At 43.5% G+C, this 23,735-nt stretch carries 17 protein-coding genes; 3 read left to right on the forward strand and 14 right to left on the reverse strand.

The features are described 5' to 3' along the window. Positions 1-3 precede the first annotated feature (3 nt). The 14 genes from NYE29_RS26920 to NYE29_RS26985 form a co-directional block, all read right to left on the reverse strand. Positions 4-1,212, reverse strand: coding sequence for an ABC transporter permease (locus tag NYE29_RS26920; protein WP_076113943.1), 1,209 nt, complete (start codon positions 1,210-1,212; stop codon positions 4-6). Continuing rightward, positions 1,205-2,068 carry an ABC transporter ATP-binding protein gene (locus NYE29_RS26925; RefSeq protein WP_340898215.1) on the reverse strand — a complete coding sequence of 288 codons (864 nt, stop codon included), beginning with the start codon at positions 2,066-2,068 and terminating at the stop codon, positions 1,205-1,207. Before NYE29_RS26925 ends, NYE29_RS26920 begins: the two co-directional genes overlap by 8 nt. Continuing rightward, entirely contained in the window at positions 2,058-2,738 is a 681-nt protein-coding gene (locus NYE29_RS26930) for a hypothetical protein (RefSeq protein ID WP_340898216.1), read from the reverse strand. Before NYE29_RS26930 ends, NYE29_RS26925 begins: the two co-directional genes overlap by 11 nt. Before the next feature lie 16 nt (positions 2,739-2,754). Next, a complete protein-coding gene (locus tag NYE29_RS26935) occupies positions 2,755-2,892 on the reverse strand; it encodes a hypothetical protein (RefSeq protein ID WP_340898217.1) in 138 nt (45 codons plus the stop codon). 286 nt (positions 2,893-3,178) lie between these two features. Next, the gene (locus NYE29_RS26940) at positions 3,179-5,545 is read right to left on the reverse strand and encodes an ABC transporter permease (protein ID WP_340898218.1); all 2,367 of its coding nucleotides are present in this window, start codon (positions 5,543-5,545) and stop codon (positions 3,179-3,181) included. A 2-nt stretch (positions 5,546-5,547) separates the two neighbouring features. Next, positions 5,548-6,306, reverse strand: a complete 759-nt coding sequence (locus NYE29_RS26945) for an ABC transporter ATP-binding protein (protein ID WP_340898220.1) — start codon at positions 6,304-6,306, stop codon at positions 5,548-5,550. Positions 6,307-6,441: 135 nt separating this feature from the next. Continuing rightward, positions 6,442-7,707: a HAMP domain-containing sensor histidine kinase gene (locus tag NYE29_RS26950; RefSeq protein ID WP_340898221.1), complete on the reverse strand. Its 1,266-nt coding sequence runs from the start codon at positions 7,705-7,707 to the stop codon at positions 6,442-6,444. A gap of 9 nt (positions 7,708-7,716) precedes the next feature. Beyond that, entirely contained in the window at positions 7,717-8,391 is a 675-nt protein-coding gene (locus tag NYE29_RS26955; protein WP_340898222.1) for a response regulator transcription factor, read from the reverse strand. A gap of 327 nt (positions 8,392-8,718) precedes the next feature. Next, entirely contained in the window at positions 8,719-9,594 is an 876-nt protein-coding gene (locus NYE29_RS26960) for a DMT family transporter (RefSeq protein WP_340898223.1), read from the reverse strand. 305 nt (positions 9,595-9,899) lie between these two features. Beyond that, the gene (locus NYE29_RS26965; RefSeq protein WP_340898224.1) at positions 9,900-11,132 is read right to left on the reverse strand and encodes a hypothetical protein; all 1,233 of its coding nucleotides are present in this window, start codon (positions 11,130-11,132) and stop codon (positions 9,900-9,902) included. 374 nt (positions 11,133-11,506) lie between these two features. Then, positions 11,507-17,215 (reverse strand): HAMP domain-containing protein, encoded by a 5,709-nt coding sequence (locus NYE29_RS26970; RefSeq protein ID WP_340898225.1) that lies wholly within the window; start codon positions 17,213-17,215, stop codon positions 11,507-11,509. 4 nt (positions 17,216-17,219) lie between these two features. Further along, positions 17,220-18,863 (reverse strand): response regulator, encoded by a 1,644-nt coding sequence (locus NYE29_RS26975; protein WP_340898226.1) that lies wholly within the window; start codon positions 18,861-18,863, stop codon positions 17,220-17,222. Between the two features lie 208 nt (positions 18,864-19,071). Continuing rightward, positions 19,072-20,382 carry a YheC/YheD family endospore coat-associated protein gene (locus NYE29_RS26980; RefSeq protein ID WP_340898227.1) on the reverse strand — a complete coding sequence of 437 codons (1,311 nt, stop codon included), beginning with the start codon at positions 20,380-20,382 and terminating at the stop codon, positions 19,072-19,074. 159 nt (positions 20,383-20,541) lie between these two features. Further along, positions 20,542-20,808 (reverse strand): hypothetical protein, encoded by a 267-nt coding sequence (locus NYE29_RS26985; protein WP_340898229.1) that lies wholly within the window; start codon positions 20,806-20,808, stop codon positions 20,542-20,544. A gap of 194 nt (positions 20,809-21,002) precedes the next feature. Here NYE29_RS26985 and NYE29_RS26990 point away from each other — a divergent pair, with 194 nt between their 5' ends. The 3 genes from NYE29_RS26990 to NYE29_RS27000 all read left to right on the forward strand — a co-directional run bounded on the left by NYE29_RS26990 (position 21,003) and on the right by NYE29_RS27000 (position 23,697). Further along, positions 21,003-21,422, forward strand: coding sequence for a hypothetical protein (locus NYE29_RS26990; protein ID WP_340898230.1), 420 nt, complete (start codon positions 21,003-21,005; stop codon positions 21,420-21,422). Positions 21,423-21,671: 249 nt separating this feature from the next. Beyond that, complete coding sequence (locus tag NYE29_RS26995) at positions 21,672-22,412, forward strand: LytR/AlgR family response regulator transcription factor (protein WP_340898232.1); 741 nt, start codon at positions 21,672-21,674, stop codon at positions 22,410-22,412. A 1-nt stretch (position 22,413) separates the two neighbouring features. Continuing rightward, the gene (locus NYE29_RS27000; protein ID WP_076112868.1) at positions 22,414-23,697 is read left to right on the forward strand and encodes an ATP-binding protein; all 1,284 of its coding nucleotides are present in this window, start codon (positions 22,414-22,416) and stop codon (positions 23,695-23,697) included. Positions 23,698-23,735 lie beyond the last annotated feature (38 nt).

A 23,735-nucleotide genomic window follows, 5' to 3' on the forward strand; every position in this document is an offset into this window, starting at 1 on the left:
CCTCTACTGTAAATAATATCTTCTCATCCATATAGAGATACCGATTCGAGATAAGAGAATGTACACAGTACCCAGAAACAGGGCGACAAAAACATAGGGAAACACGGTATTACCCACAAAATATAATTTCTCTATGCCTATAAGATTATTGATAAAGTTCTGGGGCATGAAGACCATCACTTTTTCAATCAGCGCCCCCCTCCCCATCTGATAAGTATTGACGAGATAAAAATAAATCAGTGAAATTGCTAATACCAGTTTCCCTCTTTTAAAAATCACGGACAAAAACAGGATAAGATGAGTCACGACGAGGGTGGAAAAGTATCCCATGGCAATATAGAGTAACGCTTCTTGAAGCTGATTCATCGAATAAAATGTAGTCGTTCCGATTTGAACCGAAGAGTCCCAGCCGTGCAGCGTATAGACTACAGCAACAAACAGCAGTACGATCGTAATATACGCAAAATAGGCTATTGTAGAAAACACACTGGCGGCGCCAAGCTTATAGCTGATCAGCTTCCTCCGGCTCTCTTTGGTGGATAAGGTCACCTTGTCAATTCCTTTGCTGCCGTTTCTGGAGAATCCCTCGCATAGGATGAAGGCCAAGAACATAAAGAAAAGGTAGATTGTATCTAATAAACTTATTTTCAGGTACTCCCAGCCGCTATCGTATTTGAATACAAATGGGGTGGATACTTTTTGCATTTTCTCTGATATGATTTCTATTTGTTCCTCTGTATAAGGAAATAGATTTTGTTCATTGGATAAATATTCGGTAAAGCTGCCCTTCCAATCCTCATAAAAACTGGCGAGCTGCTCATTGGTTAAATTCAAGCTGTTATCGAGCACACGGTACTTTTCATATGGAAAATTCAGTTCCCAGTTCAGCATATCGTGAGGAAACATCAATTTTTTGCCCAGCTTGCGGTCTGTATCCACTTCCCCCTCAATATAAGGTTTGTCCACACTGTTTTCGTAGTTCTGTTTCATTTGTAATAAATAATCTGTAGTCATCGTGCCCTCAACCGTTCGCTCCCTTAAAATATCCCAGCCCCCAATGCCGCTATGTATGGTTCCCTCATCATCCAAAACATCGATACTCCGGGCGGTTTGAAACAAAGGGATCAGAATAATTGTGAGAAAGAGTAGGCCGATAATCGCCGTACTTTTATTTCGTATTTTTTTCAGTTCCAGTGAAATGAAATTACGCATGGCTCCCACTCCCCAAGTAGATGTAGTAATCTTCCAGCGTGGGCTCGCATACGATTGCGCCTGATTCCTTTTCTCCCAAGTAACGTACATTGACAGCGTTTTCTTCCTGCCGGACCCGTACGATCAGGTGCTCTTTTTTAAAGGAGGCAAGTCGCTCTCTGTCCATCTCCTCGGTGAACACTTTTCCTTTAATCCCGGATAACATCTTTTGCACATTACCTTGCTCTTTAATTTTGCCCTGATTTAGGATGATCACATTAGTGGTGATTGCTTCAATATCCGAAATAATGTGGGTAGAAAACAAGATGATCTTATCCTGTCCCATTTCGCTTATGATGTTTGAAAAACGGATTCGCTCATGGGGGTCAAGCCCAGCGGTGGGCTCGTCAAAAATTAATATCTTCGGGTCGTTGATGATGGCTTGGGCAATGCCCACCCGCCTTTTCATCCCACCGGAAAAGGTTTTGACCTTTTTATTAGCAACTTTCTCCAGGTTGACAAACTGTAATACCTCTGGGACTTTGTGCTTTAGTTCCTTTTTTGACAAACCCTTCAGTGCTCCCATATATTCCAGATATTCCGTTGCCGTAAACGCGGGATACACCTCGAAATCCTGGGGAATATATCCCACAAGATTCCGGTAGTCGTCGTTCATATGGAAGATATCCTTGCCGTTAAAGGTAACCTTGCCACTAGTTTGATGGTCGATTGCCACAAGAATTCGCATCAAGGTGCTTTTCCCTGCCCCATTATCTCCCAAAAGCCCGTACACACCTTCAGGCAAAATAAAATTCAGTTCATCAATGGCCCGTTTCGTTCCAAATGTTCTTGTTACATTTTCCGCTTTAATTTCCATCGCTAATTTCCTTTCTCAACTGATATACGTCTCCTTCTGAGAGAACTTGCCAGTCCTCTCCCGCAGACGTTCTCCCTAGCAAGAGGTTGGTATATGCTCCGTCCAGCTTTTTCACTGCCCATGCCACCAGGTTTTCATCTTCAAATCCTGCTATGATACCTGATTTTTCTTCTGCATATAGAATATTTTGGATTCTCGGATCAGAAGTGCTTCCTCTGGTGCCATTGTCTGCCGGCTCGGGAAACCGATCCGAATTTTCTCTCATGTATGCATCAACAGTTTTGTAGATACCTATATAATCATCGATAGACAAAGTCGGAATTTCTATCGTTGGCCTAATTGATGACCCTGTCCTTCCTTCCTCCCGATAAGTTCTTTCATTACTTTTTCTATCTGCATCAAGTCGTTTGTCCAAGGCGATATCCTCAGGAGTTCTCTCAACATCTGGCGTAACATCCAAAGAAATCTCCTCTGGGGGCTCCTCATTGCCCAGCTTCTCATTCTCTGTCTTGACATTCTTCGGATTGTTATCTACGGCATTTAATTCCTCTGAGATGGTTTTGTCAGCCTGCATGCTTACATATTCTGAGTAGCTACTTTGATTTTGGAAGTAGAGGCTTCCTCCAATTAAAATGGTTATAGTTAATGCAATCATGAAGATTTTTTTCACTAAGACACCTCCGTTTTTAATATGTAACCTCCTCATCTTCGCGAAATCCGGCCATAGAAGAGTTGCTTGCAAGAAGCTCGCCGAACGTTCTCCGGTCTACCGGAGCGATTGCAGATAAGTCATCAACATGCTCAAGGGTGACAAATGCGGTCATAATTTTTGTCAGTGAAGCAGGATAAACCTTGGCTTCCTCACTGTCTTCGTAAATGGCTGGATGTTCCTCCTATTTCTTCTTGGTACAAAGTATAGACTGAACAACTTAAAATCCAGGTGTGTAGATCTTAAATTTTTCTTAAATAAATGGTTTGTGGACTTCAAATGTGGTCTGTAGGATATTATATTTTCACAATAGTATCGCACCGAGCGCTATATATAAAATATTTCAAATAAATTAAAGCTAAAAAAGGGACGTGATTATCCACGTCCCCACCCTATCGAATTTACTCACTTACTAAAGCATATGCGGATATTTTACGGATGCGATATGTGATCAGCATCGAAGTAAAGTAAGAAACAATGACAAGTGCCACACCAAACAAAGTAATCCACGACGTCATGATAATAAAATTCGCCTTCATAATCCCCATAGCACTCATAGCCACTGACATGAATGGATTGGTTAGGGTAATTCCAGCTGCGCTTCCGAGCAATACGCCTATCATGATAGGCGGCAGAAATCCAAGCGAGAGCTGATTCATTAGCTGGAAGGTTGTAAAACCAATTGCTTTTTGTATACCCAGTTCACGTTTCTTACGAATAACCGATGAATTAATTACAAAATACAGAACCAGAATCACGACAACTAAGGTTATAACCATCATGCCAATCCCAAGCTTCGAGACAATTGATAAGTAGGTGCCCATACCCTGTTCCAGGGTTTTATCCATGTCTACTGTTGCCGAGATTGAATCTCCATAGTCGCTTTTAAGCTTGTTTATAAATACATCAGATTTACTATTTTTGTTCAAATAGATTTGCAGATTCTGCTGTTTAAAGTCCGGGTTAAGCTTAAGGAAGCCGTCCCGTCGTATCGACGCATTCATTCCGCCCATATTTGAACCTTGAGATAAGCCAGTGATCAGATACTCAGCCTGCTTAGCGCCGACTTTTATCGTGACACGGTCTCCGACCTTTTTATCCAGTTTGTCGGCTAAGATACCGGCAAGGACAACTTCGTTGCTATGCAGCGGATATCTGCCCTTATAGACAATATCTGTTTCTTTTGCAGAATAATCCTCCATCACATAAGCAGTTACATCATAGCTCTCTATCTTTATCTTAGCCTCATCAAGATACAGCACTTTTCTTACATTCTTCAAGTTTTTAATGTTTTCAACAAGCTTTGGTTGATCCTTATCCGAATTCAAAACAGCCATCGCATTTGAAAGTTCGACTCCGGGAGTCTCTGCAAATGCCTTAGTATCAATAACGGTGTTATAAAACATCACAAAGCCAAAGGTACTGGCAAAAGATACAGCGGCAAGGATCACTGCCATCATGAAGGTGTGCTTCCTGCTTTGCAGCATGGATTTGAACCCGAGAACGACCGGCAGACTGCCTATTGACTTATGAAGCGGTAAATGGTTTTTTCTGAAGTTATGGGTTGTGATTCCGCCTCTTAAGGCTACAATCGGATTAAGCTTACGAATTCGTCCCGAGGAAATGAAAGAAACAATGATAACAATGAATAAAATTGTACATAGAATAACACTGCTGATTGCTCCATCGAAGCCTTGCACCCACATAAGTCCGGATTGATGGGCAAACATATTAGAAAGTACTGGCGTAGCTAAATAGGACAACGATATGCCTGCTATACTGCCAACCAAGGCAATAAGCATGTACTCCATTACAATAGACCCTATAATTTGTCTGCTGGTATACCCGATCGCCTTTAAAGACCCGATTTTGGTCATGTCTTCTTCAATACTGTTACCAATTCTAAACCGCACTACGATAAAGCATACAACTGCGATAATAATAGCGAAAGCCATGGACATTACCGATACTATATTTGCCATAGTAACACGGGTTGATTTCAACGTATCTAAATCAATGGTGGATAATGTATCCGTACTGGTTTCCGCAGCTAAAGCAGAAACAGCAAATTTTTGATTCTTTTGTATTAATTGTCCTATCCCTGTTTCAACTTCATTATTTATTTTATCAAGATCAGCAAAAACAAGTGTTGAACTATATTTGTTACCCAGCTTCTGTACAAGCTTTTCATAGGTTTCATGAGGAAGATAAGCCCCTAAAGTTCCGGTATCAAAAGAACTGAAAAAGGCATCTTCTGTAAACCCTTTTACTGTAAATGTAAGAACTTCATCTTCCAAGGTAACTTCAATTTTGTCATTCAGCTTGTAACCACCGTCAATATTCAATATATACGGCACATATATCGACATGGAATCAGGCGGTAAATGCTTTTCAACAAATCTCCATTTAGAGAAATCACGTTTTTTATCCATATCATTGAGAATAAAACTGGTCTTACGTGTTTCACCAATATAGGGGATGGATGCCGAAGCCCATAACACATCCTCTTTGTGCATGTTTGATACATTTTTATTATTTCTGATGTACTCATCTACCTCTCCGGTATATAACTGATTTGGCAAGAGGTAGTACACATCGTTTGTCTTAAGCTCTTTGGTGACTTTTTCAAAATAACTGCCAAAATTCACAAACACTAGCGAGCCCGCATTTAGCAGCAATCCGGCAATGAGGAACAATAGCAACAGTGAAACCGTGTGTCCTTTGGTTTTTCGTATATTTGCAAAGCTGAGCATAGCTAATTTCCGCAACTTTACCACCCCATTTCAGTGAGGAAGGCCTGGAGCTTGCCGTGCCGCTCCTTGTCGCCGCTTACGTATTTGCCTAAGTTGCATATGCCATGAATAACACCGTCACGCATATATAAAATCCGGTTTCCTCTTCTTGCAGATTTCAGATCATGGGTAACCATGATGATGCTTTGCCCCTTGCTGTTAAGATCGGTCAACACATCAAGTACCACTTTACCTGCCGCGGAGTTAAGAGCGCCTGTGGGTTCGTCGGCAAAAACAACCTTTGGCTGGTTTATTAATGCACGCACAATTGCAGCACGCTGAGCTTCCCCACCGGACAATTGGGAAGGGAATTTCCGCCAAATCATTTCAGTTAATCCTACCTGCGCAAACAGATCTTTTGCTCGTGCAGCGATGGCTTTTCTGTCATTACTGACAAGCAGGCCTGCGGCAATAACATTATCCAATATACTCATATTATCGAGCAGGAACATTTGCTGAAATACAAATCCGCAATTTAATCTGCGAAAAACCGCCAGCTTATCATTGGACAGCTTTGCGATTTCCTGATCAAAGTATGTAACGGAGCCTAGCGTCGGCTTATCCATACCTGATAGGGCATACATGAGCGTAGATTTTCCCGCACCGGAAGAACCCATGATTACAGTGAAATCCCCGGATAATATCTCCAGATCAAGATTTTTAAGAATGTGCTGCTGCACGCCCCCAGTAGAAAACGATTTACTAAGCTTATCGGTTGTGATAATTACTTGACTCATTACGTGGCCCCCTATTAAAAAAGACTGTTAAAACTTACTGCCTGGAAAGCAGTTAAAGTTTTATTTACAGTCTTATCTTAGCTTATTAATTCTTAGCGGGTCTTTAGACAGTTCTTAACCAATCCTAAAATCTTTTTACGCGATATGTAATCTTAAGATCACCACAAAACCGCCATCTATATTCCTGCAATTGATATCACCGGACATTTTGTCCATCAGATATTGGGAAATATACAATCCCAGTCCTGTTCCGCTTTTGCCGGCTGAATTTCGGGCACGATAGAATTTATTGAATAAAAGTGGGATTTCCTCCGGAGAGACCCCGCGTCCATAGTCTTTGAATTCGATCTCCAGATATTGTCCTTTGATGTTTGCTAATACACCAATGGATGTACCCGCGTATTTATAAGAGTTGCTTATGATATTGTCAATTACCTGCAGAAGCCGAAGCATATCTACTAGCACAATGCATTCGGGGATAGGCGATATAGTAGCTCTATTATTATAGTCAACATTTTTGATTAGATCCCCCAGTAATACACTCGACTCTTCCGTTACTGTGACAGTTAGCTCCTGTAACTCTTCTAATGTTGCACTAAACATATTCGTGATCAATGTATTTATCTGGTCAGCTTTTGCATTAATTACTTCCAGCTGGCTTATGTCCTCCTCAATAACAGAATTCAAAATCATAACTTCGGAGACAGCCTTAATGGAGGCGACAGGCGTTTTTATATCATGGCTAAGTGAGGCTACCAGCTCCTTTTTGCTCTGATTTGCCAATCTTTCGTTCTCGCGCGCTTTCGCGAGTTCCTCTCTCATTAAGTCAAAGCTTTCTGCAAATGCACCGAACCCGTTGCCCTTTTCCATTTCGAGCGGCATATCCAGCTTGCCCTCTGCCACATGACGGGCAAATGCCTGCAGCTTACGAAAAGGGCGAAAAATAGATCTGTCGATATATACTGCATAGATTAAACAAAACAAAATGATAAAAATGATATTAACTCCAAAAATAACAAGCAGCTTATCCCTGTGATGCTTCCATCGTTCAGTTGTATTATTATAAAAAATTACTTTCCCCAATACCGTGTCATTGCGCGTAATATCCACAATCGTATCCCGATTATAGATAGCAGAGTCTATATTCTCACTTAATCCACGTCTTGTGGCCCCAACCAGCTCCCCGTGGCTATCCAGTACAGTATATTCCAAGCTGTATTGACGACCCGGCATGGCAGACTGATCCAGAGTGTCCCAATGTTCAACAATCGTTTGTGTAATATCATTTACAGCAACAACATCCGTTCCTGTTTCAGTTAAGCTTCGAAAAACAAAAAGAATTACACTAATGCCAAAGAATAGAATGGCTGCCGCCAAGAATGTTACCTTCTTGATGCTCATCTTCCACCCCTAATCGGTCTCAAATACATAACCGGTCCCCCAAATCGTCTTAATATAACGCGGCTCATTAGGGTTTTCTTCAATTTTTTCACGCAGTTTGCGGATATGGACATTTAAGGTTCCGTCACTGGTGATTGCGTCATTCCAGACGTTAGAGAACAACTCCTCTTTAGCGAGAGGGCGATTTTTGTTCTGGATTAAGTAGGACAGCAGCTTATATTCCATAGCCTTCAATTTAATCTCGCAGCCATCATTCATCAACTTTTCTGAGATCAGATCCATTGTAAAGCTGCCAAAGCTTAAAACATCAACATCGCCTCCATATCTTTTCAATACCGTTTTTACTTTAGCCAAAATAATACTGAGTGCATACGGTTTTTGGATATAGTCGTCTCCACCGATATTTAGTGCAAGCAGTACATCATCATCACTGGTCCGTGCACTTATAAACAATATAGGGATGTTGGTGGTTTTTCTCAGTTTTTTGCATATTTCAAATCCGGAGGATTGCTGCCCTAAATTAATATCCAGCAGGATCAAATCGGCCTTGTTTTGAGAGAAAAAATCAAAGCATGCCTGTTCATCAGCTACCCAATAGGTCTTCACGCCAAGCATATTAAAGTATTTACAGGTGCTTGTTGACAGCGCTTCTTCATCATCAACAATTAAACAATCGTATTTCATGATCCATTTTCCTCCATAAATATAACTTGAATAACAGAAACTATTATACTGTTGAATGTAGCATCTTTCTATGAAAAAACCGAGCAATTTCAGGAATATCTCCTGAATTCACTCGGCGATGGGATAAGTGTATTCAACTTCCACAAAATGATGAAGCAGGAATTAAAACTTGAGGGCATACCGGCAATTGTATGGGGAGAGAAATCAACAGTGGCTGCGAGTACATATCAGCGAATAATCTTCTCACTTCATTGGTTAACCAGGGGGTTATTCCAATGTCTATTCTCAAGAGTGCACTTCATACATTCGAATGGAGTTTCCTAAATACTATTTTTTCTCGTTGATAACGAAAAGAACACCTGTGAGAATTAGGATAGAGCCGATCCAAAACGCTACACCTATGTTCTCTCCTAGAACAAGCCATCCAAGTAATGTTCCAACCAGGGGTTGAAAGAAGAAAAATATTCCTCCACTTGAGGCGTTAAGCATTTGTAATCCGCGATTCCAAAGTAGAAATCCGCCCGCTGTTGAAACAATACCCAAATATAAAAGTCCTCCCCAAATAGTCGGGTGAGTCAGTTGAGAGATATTTATTTCGTGTAACCGTGGCAAAACGAAAGGAGTCAACACGATTAGGGCTACTAAGATGGAATAGGTGGTTACCACAATTTGTGAATAATCACTTGGCAAACGTTTTACAAGTACAGACATGAGGGCCCATGTTAATGCGGCAATAAGCAGTGCAATACCTCCAAGTGTACTGGATAAATTCATATCCCCAATTCCAACAATGAAAAGCACCCCAATTGTCGCTAATAAAACAGAGATTCCCTTTTTTAAGGTCAACTGTTCTTTAAGGATAAGACGAGCAAAAACAACCATGAATGCTGGTGTTGAAGAAGTTATAATGGCTCCCATTTGTGCTGTGGATAACATGGTGCCAGTTTCCTGAGCGACAATTGAAATGGTATTACCGATGAGCCCAATAGCAACGATTAAGAAAAAATAACGTTTCTCAATTCGCCAGTTTTGTCGTGTGAAGAAGCCGATTACGAGAAGTGCAACAATGGCTACTAAATATCTCATCCATACAAGTTCTAATGGAGGTATGACCGATACTACAATTTTAACAACAACGTACATACCGCCCCAGATCATGGAAGCTAAAGTTAAATATAAAGAACCTAATAAGGTGTTTTTCATCTTTTATACCCTCCGTTTATTAATTAGGTCGAAAATGCCCCTAACGGAGAGATGTAATCACACTCACTCCACTAAGAGCAGAAGTGTGCTACTGGTACGTCGTTTTCAAATAATGGAGTCCAAAACATCAAATTCACCCCTAGTCCAATTCTTTTTTAACTTCAATTATGTGTATTTCATTATAGCAAAGAATATTAAGCTGTGTGATAAGGCTTAATAGAAATTTATGCGATCCACTCATTCGTCTGGTTGATCCAGATTTTATTTTGATTTCACTCAATATTTAAATCGTTTACTGAAGATATTTAATCTCTTCGAAATATATCTTCAAGTGCACAATCTGAGTTCGGATCTTCTGACCATATTTGAGTGCCTAAATATTTTCTAATAGTAGTGCCTAACCTAGGGAAATATGTGTCGGTCATATGGGCTTCCAAAACACAAAGAGTTACATCATGATTAATATAATGTGCATATTGATCAATCATATGTGCACCAGTCTGTCCCATAGCGAAATGATCGTTTGCGATGAAATACAGAGTTGATAACAAAGAGTCTGATGCGGAAAACCAGACTGTAGTGCCAGGTTTCTCTAATGGATAATTCATTGCAATCCTTGGGGCTGATGGGTATAATCCCGTGTTCGAGAAAGCATCGGAGGGTAATGCAGCAGCCATGCACCACCATCTGATGAAGGCAGGTTCGAGATCCGGATCATTTTCTATTAGTCGATGACCTGCATTTGCCATAACCTCGCAACCTAATGAATGGGTAACAGCTAAACCTCTATAATTGTGAGGTAAATATTTCATTTTGTTCAAAAAGGGCATGATTTTATCACTTGTTAATCGAGCGCGACGTACCCATTCTTTCCACATGACAGCTGCGAACATACCAGGAGCGTCACCATCTACGATGACCCCTGCAGATTCAAATGCTGACTTAATAATTTGTTGATTTTCGTTTGAAATTTTGGCATCGTAACTCACAATGTATATATCAACAGATGAGTAATCAACTCCCGGAACATTATGGTTATACATCCAAACTGACTTCTCGAATTTCTTATAAAATTCAAAAGCATCCGTCTCCCCTTGATTTTCTACTCCATGGATGAAGACAAACGGAACCCGATCCTGAGGTAAAGAAATTGTATCTGGATCAATTACTTGCATGTCACGTGGTTGACTTTCCCAAACGGCCGGCCCAGGATTAATTAGATGGTATAACCGTATTTCAACTTCTGAGTCGGGAATCTTAAGTAAATCAGCAATACTATTGTAAATTCGCTCGATAAGTTCAACTGGATACACTTCTGTTTCTTTTAATATTCTAGCCACCGAAGTATGATACTGAATAGCCCTATGTGTTGCCCGAAGTCTAATATTATCTATTGCAGAGGCACAATCACCGAGGTTTGAAAGAATATTTCGGATATCACTAACAGTATTATTTATTATTGTATTAGTAGCATTACCTAGATCAGATCCTGCTTTTTTTACTGTTTGTTCCATTTTCTTAATACTCAAATTTCCCATACTTTTGCTCCTCTTTATTACTAATATAGTTTGCGCGGAACTACACGCTATGATATATACGAGCGAGTGGTTTGTGCTATTTGTCGGTCCTTCTCAAAAAACGCATTAAGGGGTAGTATCGACATTAATCTCAAGAATTAATCTTCCCTGTAACTGAACGGTATTCTTCATTTTTATTGAACTATAAATCCCCGAAAGACGGCGATATAGCCTCTGATCGTCTGATGCGTATACATATTATCCCTGCTTCCTGTCATGTGCGGCACAGATCGGGCCGTAGGTGATCTGCTGCGATAAAAAGACTGTTTGATACTATTTTGGCAGTCTAAAAGCCCCCGTCTTTAGGACGAGGGCTTTCTTATCGAACGTATGGGTTATTGGTCTAGCCATGTGCGCATCATAGATAATAACTGCGCGCTGTTAACCGGTTTGGTGATGTAATCCGAGCAGCCGGCTTCGAGGCACAGCTCCCGGTCTCCCTTCATGGCTTTCGCTGTGAGTGCAAGAATGGGCAGGTTCTTGAATTGCTCTTTCTGCCGGATAGCGCGGGTTGTTTCGTAACCGTCCATTCCCGGCATCATGATATCCATCAGCACGATTTCGATGTCCGGACTCTGTTCCAGAAGGTTAATGGCATCCTGGCCGTTCTCCGCAGGAATGACTTTCATTTGATGACGTTCCAAAATTGACGTGAGTGCAAAAATGTTACGGATATCATCATCCACAACAAGCACTTTCTTATACTCGATCATTTCATCCGAATTATGCAGCTTGACCAGCTTTTCCCTTGAGCCGGACGGAAGGTTCTCCGCCTTACTGTGCAGGAAGAGAGTCGTTTCATCGATCAATTGGAGATTCGACTTCACCTCTTTGAGAACCACCATTTTGACTAACTCATCCCACTCGTTCTCCTCCGCCGGTGTCAACTTCTTGCTTAGGCGGGCTACGACGGGAACTCTTTTGTTTTTGGCATTTTTGTACATATCTCGGGCGAACCGGATAAGATTCATATCCGGCAAGCTGTTGTCCAGCACGACACAATCATAATCTTTTGTGTTGATCTGGTTCAACGCTTTGCGCCCCGTATCCACTGCCGTGATCTTGAGATCCTGATTGCTTAGCAGGTCGACAATTTGCTTGCGCTCCTGCTCATCATGGACGATCACCAACAGATTTTGAGTCTTCTTGTCCGCAAATTGGTTCAGACGATCCAAAGCATTCTCCAGCTCTTCGTTAGTCACCGGTTTCCGGAAATAATCGTGAGCACCCTTCTGCAGCAGAAGCACCTCGTCCTCGTCAACGGTCATGACGCAAATCGGAATATGCCGCACATGGATGTCGTTTTTCAGCTGATCGAGCACCAGCCAACCGTTTGTATCCCCACCAAGATGCAGATCCAACGTTATGGCGATCGGATGGTACCTTTGAACGAGTTCCAGGACATCCCAACCGCTGGCCGTAATGACGGCTTTGATTCCTTTTTTATGGAGGAGATCGAGAATAATTCCATTGAACTTCTGATCATCCTCCACAATCAGGAATACACGGTCACCCGGCTCAATGTTATCCCGGTCGTCAATCAAAGTGTCTTCCGCCGCTCTGCCTAGGTTGCTTCTGCGTTTGGGCGGGGTGATATCAATCACCTCTGGTACATGTGTCCTCTTGATCTCCGGTTCCGTGAATTCCGCTTCAGTTGGCAGGTACAAATTAAATACGCTTCCCTTGGTCACTTCACTGTACAGAGTGATTTCTCCACCCAGCATCTCGGCAATTTCCCGGGATATTGCAAGTCCCAAGCCCGTTCCGCCATATTCCCGGTTCGTGCTGCCGTCCGCCTGCTGGAAGGCTTCGAAAATGATCTGCTGTTTCTCATGAGGAATGCCGATTCCCGTGTCGCTGACGGAGAAGCAAATGACCGTTTTAGCACGATTCAGTGATTCATTTTCTTGGTGCCAGCCCTCGCTCGCTTTCCGTATCTGAAGCATAATCTGCCCTTGTTCTGTGAACTTAAAGGCGTTCGAAAGCAAGTTTTTTAAAATTTGTTGAAGCCGCTTGAAGTCCGTCACTAAGCTTGCCGGAACACCGGGATCAATTTTGATACGGTAGTCAAGTTTTTTAGCGTCCACCATGTGGCGGAAAGTACGGTCGAGCCCGTCTGTCAGTTCGGCCAAAGATACATCGCTGTAATCTGGCGTGATTGTGCCTGATTCGATTTTGGACAGATCGAGAATATCGTTAATAAGATTAAGTAATTCGAGTCCAGAGTCCTGAATGGTTTTCGCGAACTTCACCTGAATCTCATGAAGATTGTCCTCCGGGTTCTCGGCAAGCTGTTCAGCCAAGAGCAGCAAGGAGTTCAGCGGGGTACGAAGTTCATGCGACATGTTGGCTAGAAATTCGGATTTGTACTTGGACGTGAGGGCAAGCTGCTCCGCTTTCTCTTCCAGATATCGTTTGGCGACCTCTACCTCATGATTCTTGCTTTCCACTTCCGCCTTTTGCAGCACAAGCAACTTTGCTTTATCCTCGAGTTCGTCGTTCGTATTCCGCAGCTCCATCTGCTGTTTTTGGAGCTCTTCAGTGAGTGACTGCGATTGAATCAGCAGCTCCTCCGTACGTTGGTTCGCCTGCATTGTATTAATCACGATTCCGATGGATTCCGTAAGCTGATCCAAGAAGGCGATGTCGATATCACTATATGGGCGGAAAGAAGCAAGTTCCAGAATCGCGAGCACTTGATCTTCGAATATGATCGGGAGCAAAATGATGTTGAGAGGTGCAGCTTCTCCCAAAGCGGACGATATCACGACATAGTCACCTGGCACGTTAGTGAGCAGGATCCGCTGTTTCTCGATCAGGCACTGGCCGACCAACCCTTGCCCGGCCCGGAATTCGTTCGCCAAATGTTTGCGGCTTTGGTAAGCATAGCTGGCAAACAGCTTCAGCACCGGCTCGCCGTTAAACGGTTCATTAATGTAGAAGACACCATGCTGCATGGACACGAGCGGAGCCAGCTCAGACAGGATCATACGGCTGACCGCATACAAGTCTCTTTGTCCTTGAAGCAGCCGTGAGAATTTGGCGAGGTTGGTTTTGAGCCAGTCCTGCTCCGTATTGATCCGGGTTGTTTCCTTCAGGTTCCGTATCATTTCGTTAATGTTGTCTTTCAGCGTTGCGACTTCTCCGGATGCGGATACGTCGATGGCACGTGACAGATCACCGTTCGTCACCGCTGTTGCGACATTGGTGATCGCACGTACCTGAGTGGTAAGCGTACTCGCCATGTAGTTAACATTGTCGGTGAGATCGCGCCAAGTACCGGCGGCGCCAGGCACGTTCGCTTGTCCGCCCAGTTTCCCTTCGGCACCTACCTCCCGCGCCACGGTAGTCACCTGGTCGGCGAAGGTAGCCAGCGTCTCGATCATATTGTTGATGGTATCCGTGAGTTCGGCAATTTCGCCTTTGGCTTCAACAGTCAGTTTCTGCTTCAGGTTGCCGTTTGCAACTGCGGTCACGACCTTGGCAATCCCGCGCACCTGATCCGTCAGATTGGTCGCCATGATGTTAACGTTGTCGGTGAGGTCTTTCCAGATCCCGCCGACGCCGCGCACTTGGGCTTGTCCGCCCAGCTTGCCGTCCGTACCGACCTCCCGCGCCACCCGCGTAACCTCGGATGCGAACGAATTTAGTTGATCCACCATCGTGTTTATCGTGTTCTTCAGTTCCAATAGTTCGCCTTTTACGTCGACGGTGATCTTCTTGGATAGGTCCCCGTTCGCAACTGCCGTCGTAACGCCGGCAATATTGCGCATCTGAATGGTCAAGTTACTGGCCATGTAGTTAACCGTATCGGTCAAATCTTTCCACGTACCGGAAACATCTTTTACTTCCGCTTGCGCGCCAAGTTTTCCATCTGTGCCAACCTCGCGCGCTACGCGTGTAACCTCGGAGGCGAAGGTCGAGAGCTGGTCCACCATTGTGTTAATCGTATTTTTGAGTTCAAGGATTTCGCCTTTGACATCTACGGTGATTTTCTTGGACAAGTCACCCTTTGCTACCGCCGTCGTAACGTCCGCGATATTCCGCACCTGGTCCGTCAGATTCCGGGCCATGTTATTAACGCTTTCGGTCAAATCCTTCCAGGTCCCTCCAACCCCTTTAACCTGTGCTTGTCCGCCCAGTTTCCCGTCCGTACCTACCTCACGTGCCACCCGCGTAACCTCGGAGGAGAACATCGAGAGTTGGTCCACCATCGTATTGATGGTATTTTTGAGCTCGAGGATTTCACCTTGGACATCCGCCGTGATTTTCTTAGACAGGTCTCCGTTTGCGACGGCCGTCGTCACGACGGCGATGTTGCGCACTTGGTTGGTCAAATTCGAAGCCATATAGTTTACACTCTCGGTCAAATCTCGCCATGTCCCTGCAACACCTTTAACTTGGGCTTGTCCTCCCAGCATGCCCTCGGTACCAACCTCGCGCGCCACACGGGTAACCTCGGAAGCGAAGGTGGAAAGCTGCTCCACCATAGTGTTAATTGTGTTCTTAAGCTCAAGGATTTCGCCTTTCGCATTAACCGTGATCTGTTTGGATAGATCCCCTTTCGCAACCGCAGTCGTCACTTCAGCGATATTGCGCACCTGATCGGTCAGCGTACCAGCCATAAAGTTAACGCTGTCAGTTAAATCCTTCCAAGTGCCGGATACCCCTTTAACATCCGCTTGCCCGCCGAGGATTCCTTCTGTTGAAACCTCCCGCGCCACACGGGTAACCTCGGAGGCAAAGTTGCTGAGCTGGTCCACCATGATGTTGATTGTGCTTTTCAATTCGAGGATTTCGCCTTTCGCATCAACGGTAATTGTCTTCGACAAATCGCCCTTGGCAACGGCGGTGGTCACTTCCGCAATGTTACGCACCTGGTTGGTTAAGTTAGACGCCATGTAGTTAACGCTTTCCGTTAAATCCCGCCAAGTGCCGGATACGCCTTTAACATCCGCCTGCCCGCCGAGTATCCCTTCCGTACCGACCTCGCGCGCCATCCGGGTAACCTCGGAAGCAAAGGTGGACAATTGATCCACCATCGTGTTGATGGTGTTCTTAAGCTCCAGAATTTCGCCTTGCACATCAGCGGTAATCTTCTTCGACAGGTCGCCATTTGCGACCGCAGTCGTAACAACTGCGATGTTGCGCACTTGGTTGGTCAGATTGGACGCCATGTAGTTAACGCTTTCGGTTAGATCTCTCCAAGTACCGGATACGCCTTTAACGTCTGCCTGCCCGCCGAGTTTGCCCTCTGTGCCAACCTCCCGCGCCACACGAGTAACCTCGGAGGAGAACATGGACAACTGGTCCACCATCGTGTTAATCGTATTCTTGAGTTCGAGAATCTCTCCGCGGGCATTAACCGTGATTTGCTTCGACAGATCACCGTTGGCGACGGCAGTGGTTACCGCCGCGATATTACGCACTTGATCCGTGAGGTTTGTCGCCATATAATTCACGCTGTCCGTAAGATCTTTCCAGGTGCCCGACACCCCTTTGACGTCTGCCTGGCCGCCCAAGATCCCTTCCGTACCAACCTCGCGCGCCACACGAGTAACCTCGGAGGCAAAGGTGCTGAGCTGATTCACCATCATATTAATGTTGCTTGCCGTTCTCTGGAATTCACCGGTAAGAGCTCGTCCTTCGATTTCAAGTTCCACCTTCTGGGACAGATCGCCTTTGGCTACGGCGTTAATAACCCGGACCATCTCACTCGTCGGTTGAATCAAGTCGATGACCAGACCATTTAACGAATCAGTAATTGTTTCCCATGATCCACCCAGATTCTTCTGCACAAACCTTCTCGAAAGATTCCCTTCTTTTCCGACAACCTTGGCTACTGTCTGGACTTCAGACACCAGAGCTTCCTGAATATCCATGATCTCGTTAAACGTATCCGCTACCTTTCCAGCCATACCCGTACGGTCATAGGGCATCCTGTAGGAGAAGTTGCCTTTCTTCATCGCCATTAAGGCGTTGAGCAGTTCGCCGACGCCAATTTGATCGTCGCTCGTTTCGTTGATTTGGTCTTGATTGCTCATAAACTCAACACTGCTCCTTTTTCATCACATATTTTTGAATGACCTGTTTTATATCTTCTGATCGAACAGGCTTGGCGATAAAATCGTCCATGCCCGAGGACAAACACCGCTGCATCGTTTCCTTAGAAACGTTAGCCGTCATGGCAATGATCACAGTTTGCTTGTCTATAACTTTCGTTTTGATTTCTTGTACAGTCTCCCAGCCCTCTTTAAAGGGAATTCGGAGATCGAGGAAAAGCAGATCGTAAGGCGTTTGTTCCAAAGCTGCCAGTACCTCTGTGCCGTTCTCCGCCAAATCGGCAAAGAAGCCGAGTGCTTCCAGTATTTGTTTCATTAGCCTCCGGCTTACGTTGTCGTCTTCTCCCACCAAGACACGAATCGGAGCCGGCGTATGGCTGTGGGTTGTAGCATCCGTATGCAGCAGCTTCCGATCTGACTCGTCTGGAGGTTGAACTGGGCTCATGAGCGTCTTGACTGCAATTGTAAAAATGAACGTTGCGCCGGGTTCATTCGACGGTTCTACCCGGATCGTGCCGCCCATTAGTTCAACCAAGGATTTGCTGATCGATAATCCGAGCCCCGTGCCTCCGAACTTACGTGTAGTTGAGGCATCCAACTGGGAGAAGGGCTGAAACAGTTCGTTTATCTTATCTGAAGGGATTCCGATCCCGGAATCTTTAATCATAAACTCAAGCGTTAGCGAATTCTCCGTCTCCGCGAGCTTGTTTACCATTATGTATACACTGCCTTCATGCGTAAACTTTACGGCATTACCCACCAGATTATTCAACACCTGACGGAGGCGATGCATGTCCCCTTTTATACATGGCGGCAGCGAAGGGTCAACCAGCACCACCACTTCCAGATTTCGTTCCCTGATTTTGGCTGTAAACAAATCAATCGTTTCAATCAGGCAGTGTTGAAGAGAGAACGGTTCCTCCTCCAATTCCATTTTTCCGGATTCGATTTTTGAAAAGTCGAGGACATGGTTAATGACAGAAAGCAGAGCATTGCTGCTTGTATGAATGATCCCTGCCATCTCTGAATATTCTTCCGGCAAATCGGAGGCAAAAAGCAGATCAGACATGCCTATGATCCCATTTAGCGGAGTCCGGATTTCATGGCTCATCATGGCCAGAAATTCTGATTTCACACGGGAAGCGATCTCCGCCGTTTCCTTGGCTTGGACCAGCTCCTGATTGGTTTTCTCTAACTGCCTCGTTTGTTTCTTCAACATTTCACTTTGGATCTGAAGGGTTTTGTTAGCTTCATACATACTGACGTAACCCTCGATTTTGGATTTTAAAATTTGCGGAACGAAGGGTTTCGTCATATAATCCATAGCACCAACGGAATAGCCTGCGAAGATATGCTCCATTTTATTGCTGGTGGCTGTCATAAAGATGATGGGGACGAATTTGGTCTTCTCCCGGGTCCGGATGATGCTGGCTGTCTCTAACCCGTCCATTTCCGGCATTTGCACATCCATGACAATGACGGCAAACTCCTCTTCCAATAAACAGCGCAAAGCCTCAATACCGGAATATGCCCGAACCAGACGATAAGGTTCTCCGCTGAGAACGGCCTCAATGGCAACCAAGTTTTCCGGGTGATCGTCTACGAGCAGGATGTTGACTGCTGAATCCATGACGCCTCTCACTTCCCAACTTGTGGCTTGCTTGCGGTTATATTTCGAAAATATAGCTTATATACCCATATCTTTAAAGAATGAAACTCAAACTCGGGTATCATCGTTAGTTCTTACTGTACGTAAAAAAACCGGTTAGAATAAACCGGTAAACTAAAGATAGATTAAGTTGATAAAGCTAAAAAACGTTGTCCGAAATAAACTGTGTTTATGGAGTGCTGTATCCAGCAAATGCTTTTGCAAATTCTAACGGGCGTGTTATTACCTTACTATACATACTACTCTGTTGGCCAACTAGTGCAGCAATGTTATGCATATGCCTAAAATTGATCTCAAGTAACCACACCTTATAATTAGTGTCAATTGCCACATCTAAACCTAAATCCGCATAGGGTCCATGTAACTCATCAAGGTTCTCGCAAACCAAAGTACATAAAGACAGAATTTCCTGAGTCTTGAGTTTAGTCTGTAGATCATTTAAATGTAATGCATTTTTTAAACCATCCACTCCTAATTTCAGCGCACTTACATCATTGGTGTAATGCTTTCCTTTCATACCATATCTAGCAATAATGCCAGTACAGTTCCAGGTTTGTGTATTGTTTTTCTGCATTATCACTCGAAAGTCGACGTGTTTATTATGGACTTTCAAACTTACTGACTGCTGAAATAAGTAAGCCCGCCGCCTCTTTTGGTAACACAATAACTTTATTAATTTTTTTTGACTCAACTTTTTTTTTGTATTCTTATGCTTCCAAAGGTAACCCTTGTTGGTTAATTCGATCTTTACTATACCTCTTCCGAAGGAACCACTCACCGGTTTAAGGTAAACTGAACCATAATCTTTTAACATGCAAATAACTTCTTTTGCATTTCTCAATAGTGCCGTTTTAGGTAAATGGGGATTTATCTTAGGATTATCCTGAAGAGCCTTCCACACTGCCCATTTATCTAAAAAGCTTGGATTAAAGATCTTATGGCCAACAGTAATCAGCAAGTGGTCGTATTTATCATTTCTGTTTACTACAATCCTGCGATAGACAACATCAGGGTATGGAAATATCCCTTTCTTCCAAATTCCTGCGCTTCCTAATTTATCTGGTTGGTAGTAGTAACCTTCTATTCCTGTTTTCGCAGGATTAACCCCCTCTAGGGGACAAAGGTAAATTAATCCTTTTAAATTCTTATAATCCCACAGGTATTCAAGGTACTTAGTTCTAATGCCTGGGGAAACATTTACTCTCGAAGTTAAAATAGCAATTACCGGGCCAAGATGCAGACCATTCTCATCTATTCTTAAATCATAAGGAAGTGTATCAGGAATCATAAAATTGAGTTTAATTGATACAGGTAAAACGATTGTATCCTTTGTTAATAAGGTACTTAGTGTCAATTCTCTTTCTGTTTCAAACGAACCAAAGTGAAATTTTATTTTTGGAGGAATCTGCGCACCAAATTGTAAACTATATTTATTAGATAAAACAATATGTTCTGAATCATAAGACCATTTTATCCACATCAGAATGCCCCCAATTAAGGTGATATCCCACAATATGATTAATTACGGTAAATAAACCTCACATTTATAAAATCAGTTATTAGCCCAATTATAAATATGCCCAGACAAATGAACTTCTGGGTATATATACTAACGGCATATCGATCAGAGAGGATGATATTATGGGTGTGAAAAACCGAATAGCAGGTCCTCAAGGTCCACAAGGACCTCAGGGACCCCAAGGACCTCAAGGATTACCGGGACCCCAAGGAGTACCAGGGCCTCAGGGTCCCGAGGGACTTCAAGGATTATCAGGAGCTCATGGGCCAGCGGGACCTCAAGGACCAGCGGGACCTCAAGGACCAACGGGACCTCAAGGACCAGCGGGACCTCAAGGACCAGCGGGATCTCAAGGATCAACGGGACCTCAAGGACCAACAGGACCAACAGGATTATCAGGCTCAGCCGGACCTAAAGGACTACTAGGCTCAACAGGGCCTCAGGGAGTACCAGGCCCAGTAGGACCTCAAGGATTACCTGGCCCGGCAGGCCCAACAGGGCCTCAAGGATTACCTGGCTCAACAGGCCCAACAGGATCTACTGGTCCTCAAGGAACCTTATCCAGCGCTTTTGCAGATCTGGTGTTACTATCTACAGCTCCAACAGTTATACCTCCAAATGTTTCCATACCATTATCCTCACTAATATCAGATCCGAAAAGAGGATTTACTTTCGATGCTGGTGCAAGAGCGGCAATAGCAGAGCAATCAGGCTTTTATTATGTTAACTACATTTTGTACATTCAAGGGGATGCTGTACTACCAGGTGCTGCTTTTGTAGTCACAGTGAATAATTTTGAACAATCCATAACCATTTCTGGAAATAACACAAGCACGGCAAATGATGTACATCTGGTTGGGCAAGGGATTATTCCAGTTAATGTCGGTGATGCAATACGTCTCACAAATACAGGTACTACGAATGCAGTATTATTACCATTTGCCGGAAATCAACAGGTAAATATGAGTAGCTTTGTCATATTCAAAATAGCCGATTTGTAAACTATGCAAAGACACAAATCACTTTTCGTTAAATTCTGTTGAAATATTTAAAGCGTTCTGCAATTGCTGGCAGTGCGCTTTTTAAACTGCAGTTTTGCTACATAGGAAATTGAGAGGTTTCGTTTCGCATGCACTTGAGGGATTTAAATCTGCAGTTCATCCAAAAGTGATTTATTCAAGCCTAAAAGCTTGTATGATAGTTAGATCAAGCTCTAGAGTAACGGCATTAGAAAAGAGAGGTGATCCACTATGTATCGAGTGGCTATTTGCGATGATGAGGACAAACAAAGAGAGATTGTCAAAGGCTTGCTGATTGCGTTGTCGATCAAGGTGAATATTGATTTTGAAATTGAGGGATTCAGCTCAGGGGAGCAGCTTGTCTCTCATTATGAGCGTAATGCCCCCCCCTTTCACATTTTAATATTGGATGTTGAAATGGGTGGTATAAACGGGATTCAGACTGCCCGCCAAATACGGAATTTAAAACACCTGGATGAACAAATTGTGTTTCTGACAAGCTACCCGGAATATATGGTGGAAAGCTTTGACGTAATGACCTTCCAGTATTTAATCAAACCCATTACTCCCCAGGTGTTAGAGGAGAAAATGATCAAGCTATGCCAATACTTCCAAGCCCTTGATAAAAAGTTTATGATCATCAAGTCAGCCTTTGAAGAAGTTGTGCTGAAGCATGATGATATCATTGCGATCGAAGCGGCTAAAAGCCTAACCATAAAAAGTAAGCTGAATTTTATAACCCTCAATCAAACCTATGAAGGTAAAGGCATCCTTGCCGATTATGCTCTGGCACTCAAGGACAACAACTTCCTGCAAATCCACCGTTCCGTCATTATTAATCTGCTTCATGTGCGGAAGTTCGCCAGCGGAGTTGTGCTTATGTCAGGTGGGATTGAGCTGCCGATCGGCCGCTCTAAACTGAAAGAGGTTAAAGATTGCTACACCAAATTTATGATAATGAAGGTCCATTGAGATGATTACAAACAACTGGATGTTTGGGTTGTGTGTTGAGGTTGTGATGTGCCTTCAGATCATTTATTTCTTTAACTCAGTGTTCGACAAATCTGCCCAAAAGCAAAAGCGGTGGATTTACTTTATTATTTTCGGGGTGCTTGGTTACGTTTATATTTCCGTCCCGGTATCCTTTGTGATTTCTTCGATCCTGGCCTTAGTGGTCATATTTAGTTTGGCGCTAGCCTATACTGTGGAACTGAAAACAAAGATCATTTTTACTGTGCTGTATGGTGTGTTAATGTCTATTGTTAATTTTATTTCGATCTATTTTTTTTATCTGTTGGATTCGGTTGACCTTACCAGTCTTGATCCAGTAAATGAACAGAATCAGATCTTATTATTCAAGGCCACCCTGCTCAGCTTCACGATTATGTTTGCAGTTATTCAGATTATCCGGCTGATTGCCAAACGCAGAAGCTTCTCTTTGCATTATCGTTACTATATATTATTTATACTTGTCCCTATCATCAGCATCTACCAGCTGAATGTGCTCACGAATTACAATGAGATGAACATCCATTATTTCCTTTCTGCTATTGGATTTCTTTTTATAAACGTGATGATCATCTACATTTTTGATACGATTATTGATAAATTCCAGTTCAAGCATGAGAATGCCCAGTTACAGCATCAGATGGACTACCAGGATGCAAATTATGAAAAGACTGTACACAGCTTTAAATCGATCAAAAGAATAATTCACGACACGAACCAGCAGTTTCTCTATATCGAGGAGTGTATTAAACGAAATGAGCCAGCGGCAGCATTAGAGCATATCCGAACGACGTTAAATAAAGTCGAAGGCGCTTATCAGCGGGTAAATACAGGCCATTTGGTGATAGACGCCCTCGTTACTAACACGCTTAACATTGGACAAGCGAATGGCATTCGGATAGATACGAAGCTGAACTTGTATTCTCCTGAGATATTGATAGATCGCTATGACTTATGTGTCGTACTCGGAAATATGCTGGATAATGCAATTGAAGCTTCCAAGCATGTGAAAATCGCAGAGGACCGGTACGTGGTGATTAAGATATTTTCCCATGAGTCCGCTCTGTTCATACACATTCTTAACCAAATGGATAATGAAGTCGTTCCTTTGCGCAGCCAAAAGCCTAACCCGGAGAATCATGGCATCGGGCTCACGAATATCGCCAGACTTTGCGATAAATACGGCGGACATATGACAATTGAAACCAAGCAAAAAACCTTTCACAATATGGTCATGCTGCCCTTTTGAACGAACAATCCCTAAACAAGCTGTTGTTTAGGGATTGT

The organism is Paenibacillus sp. FSL M7-1046 (assembly GCF_038007405.1).
Lineage (GTDB): Bacteria > Bacillota > Bacilli > Paenibacillales > Paenibacillaceae > Paenibacillus_AQ.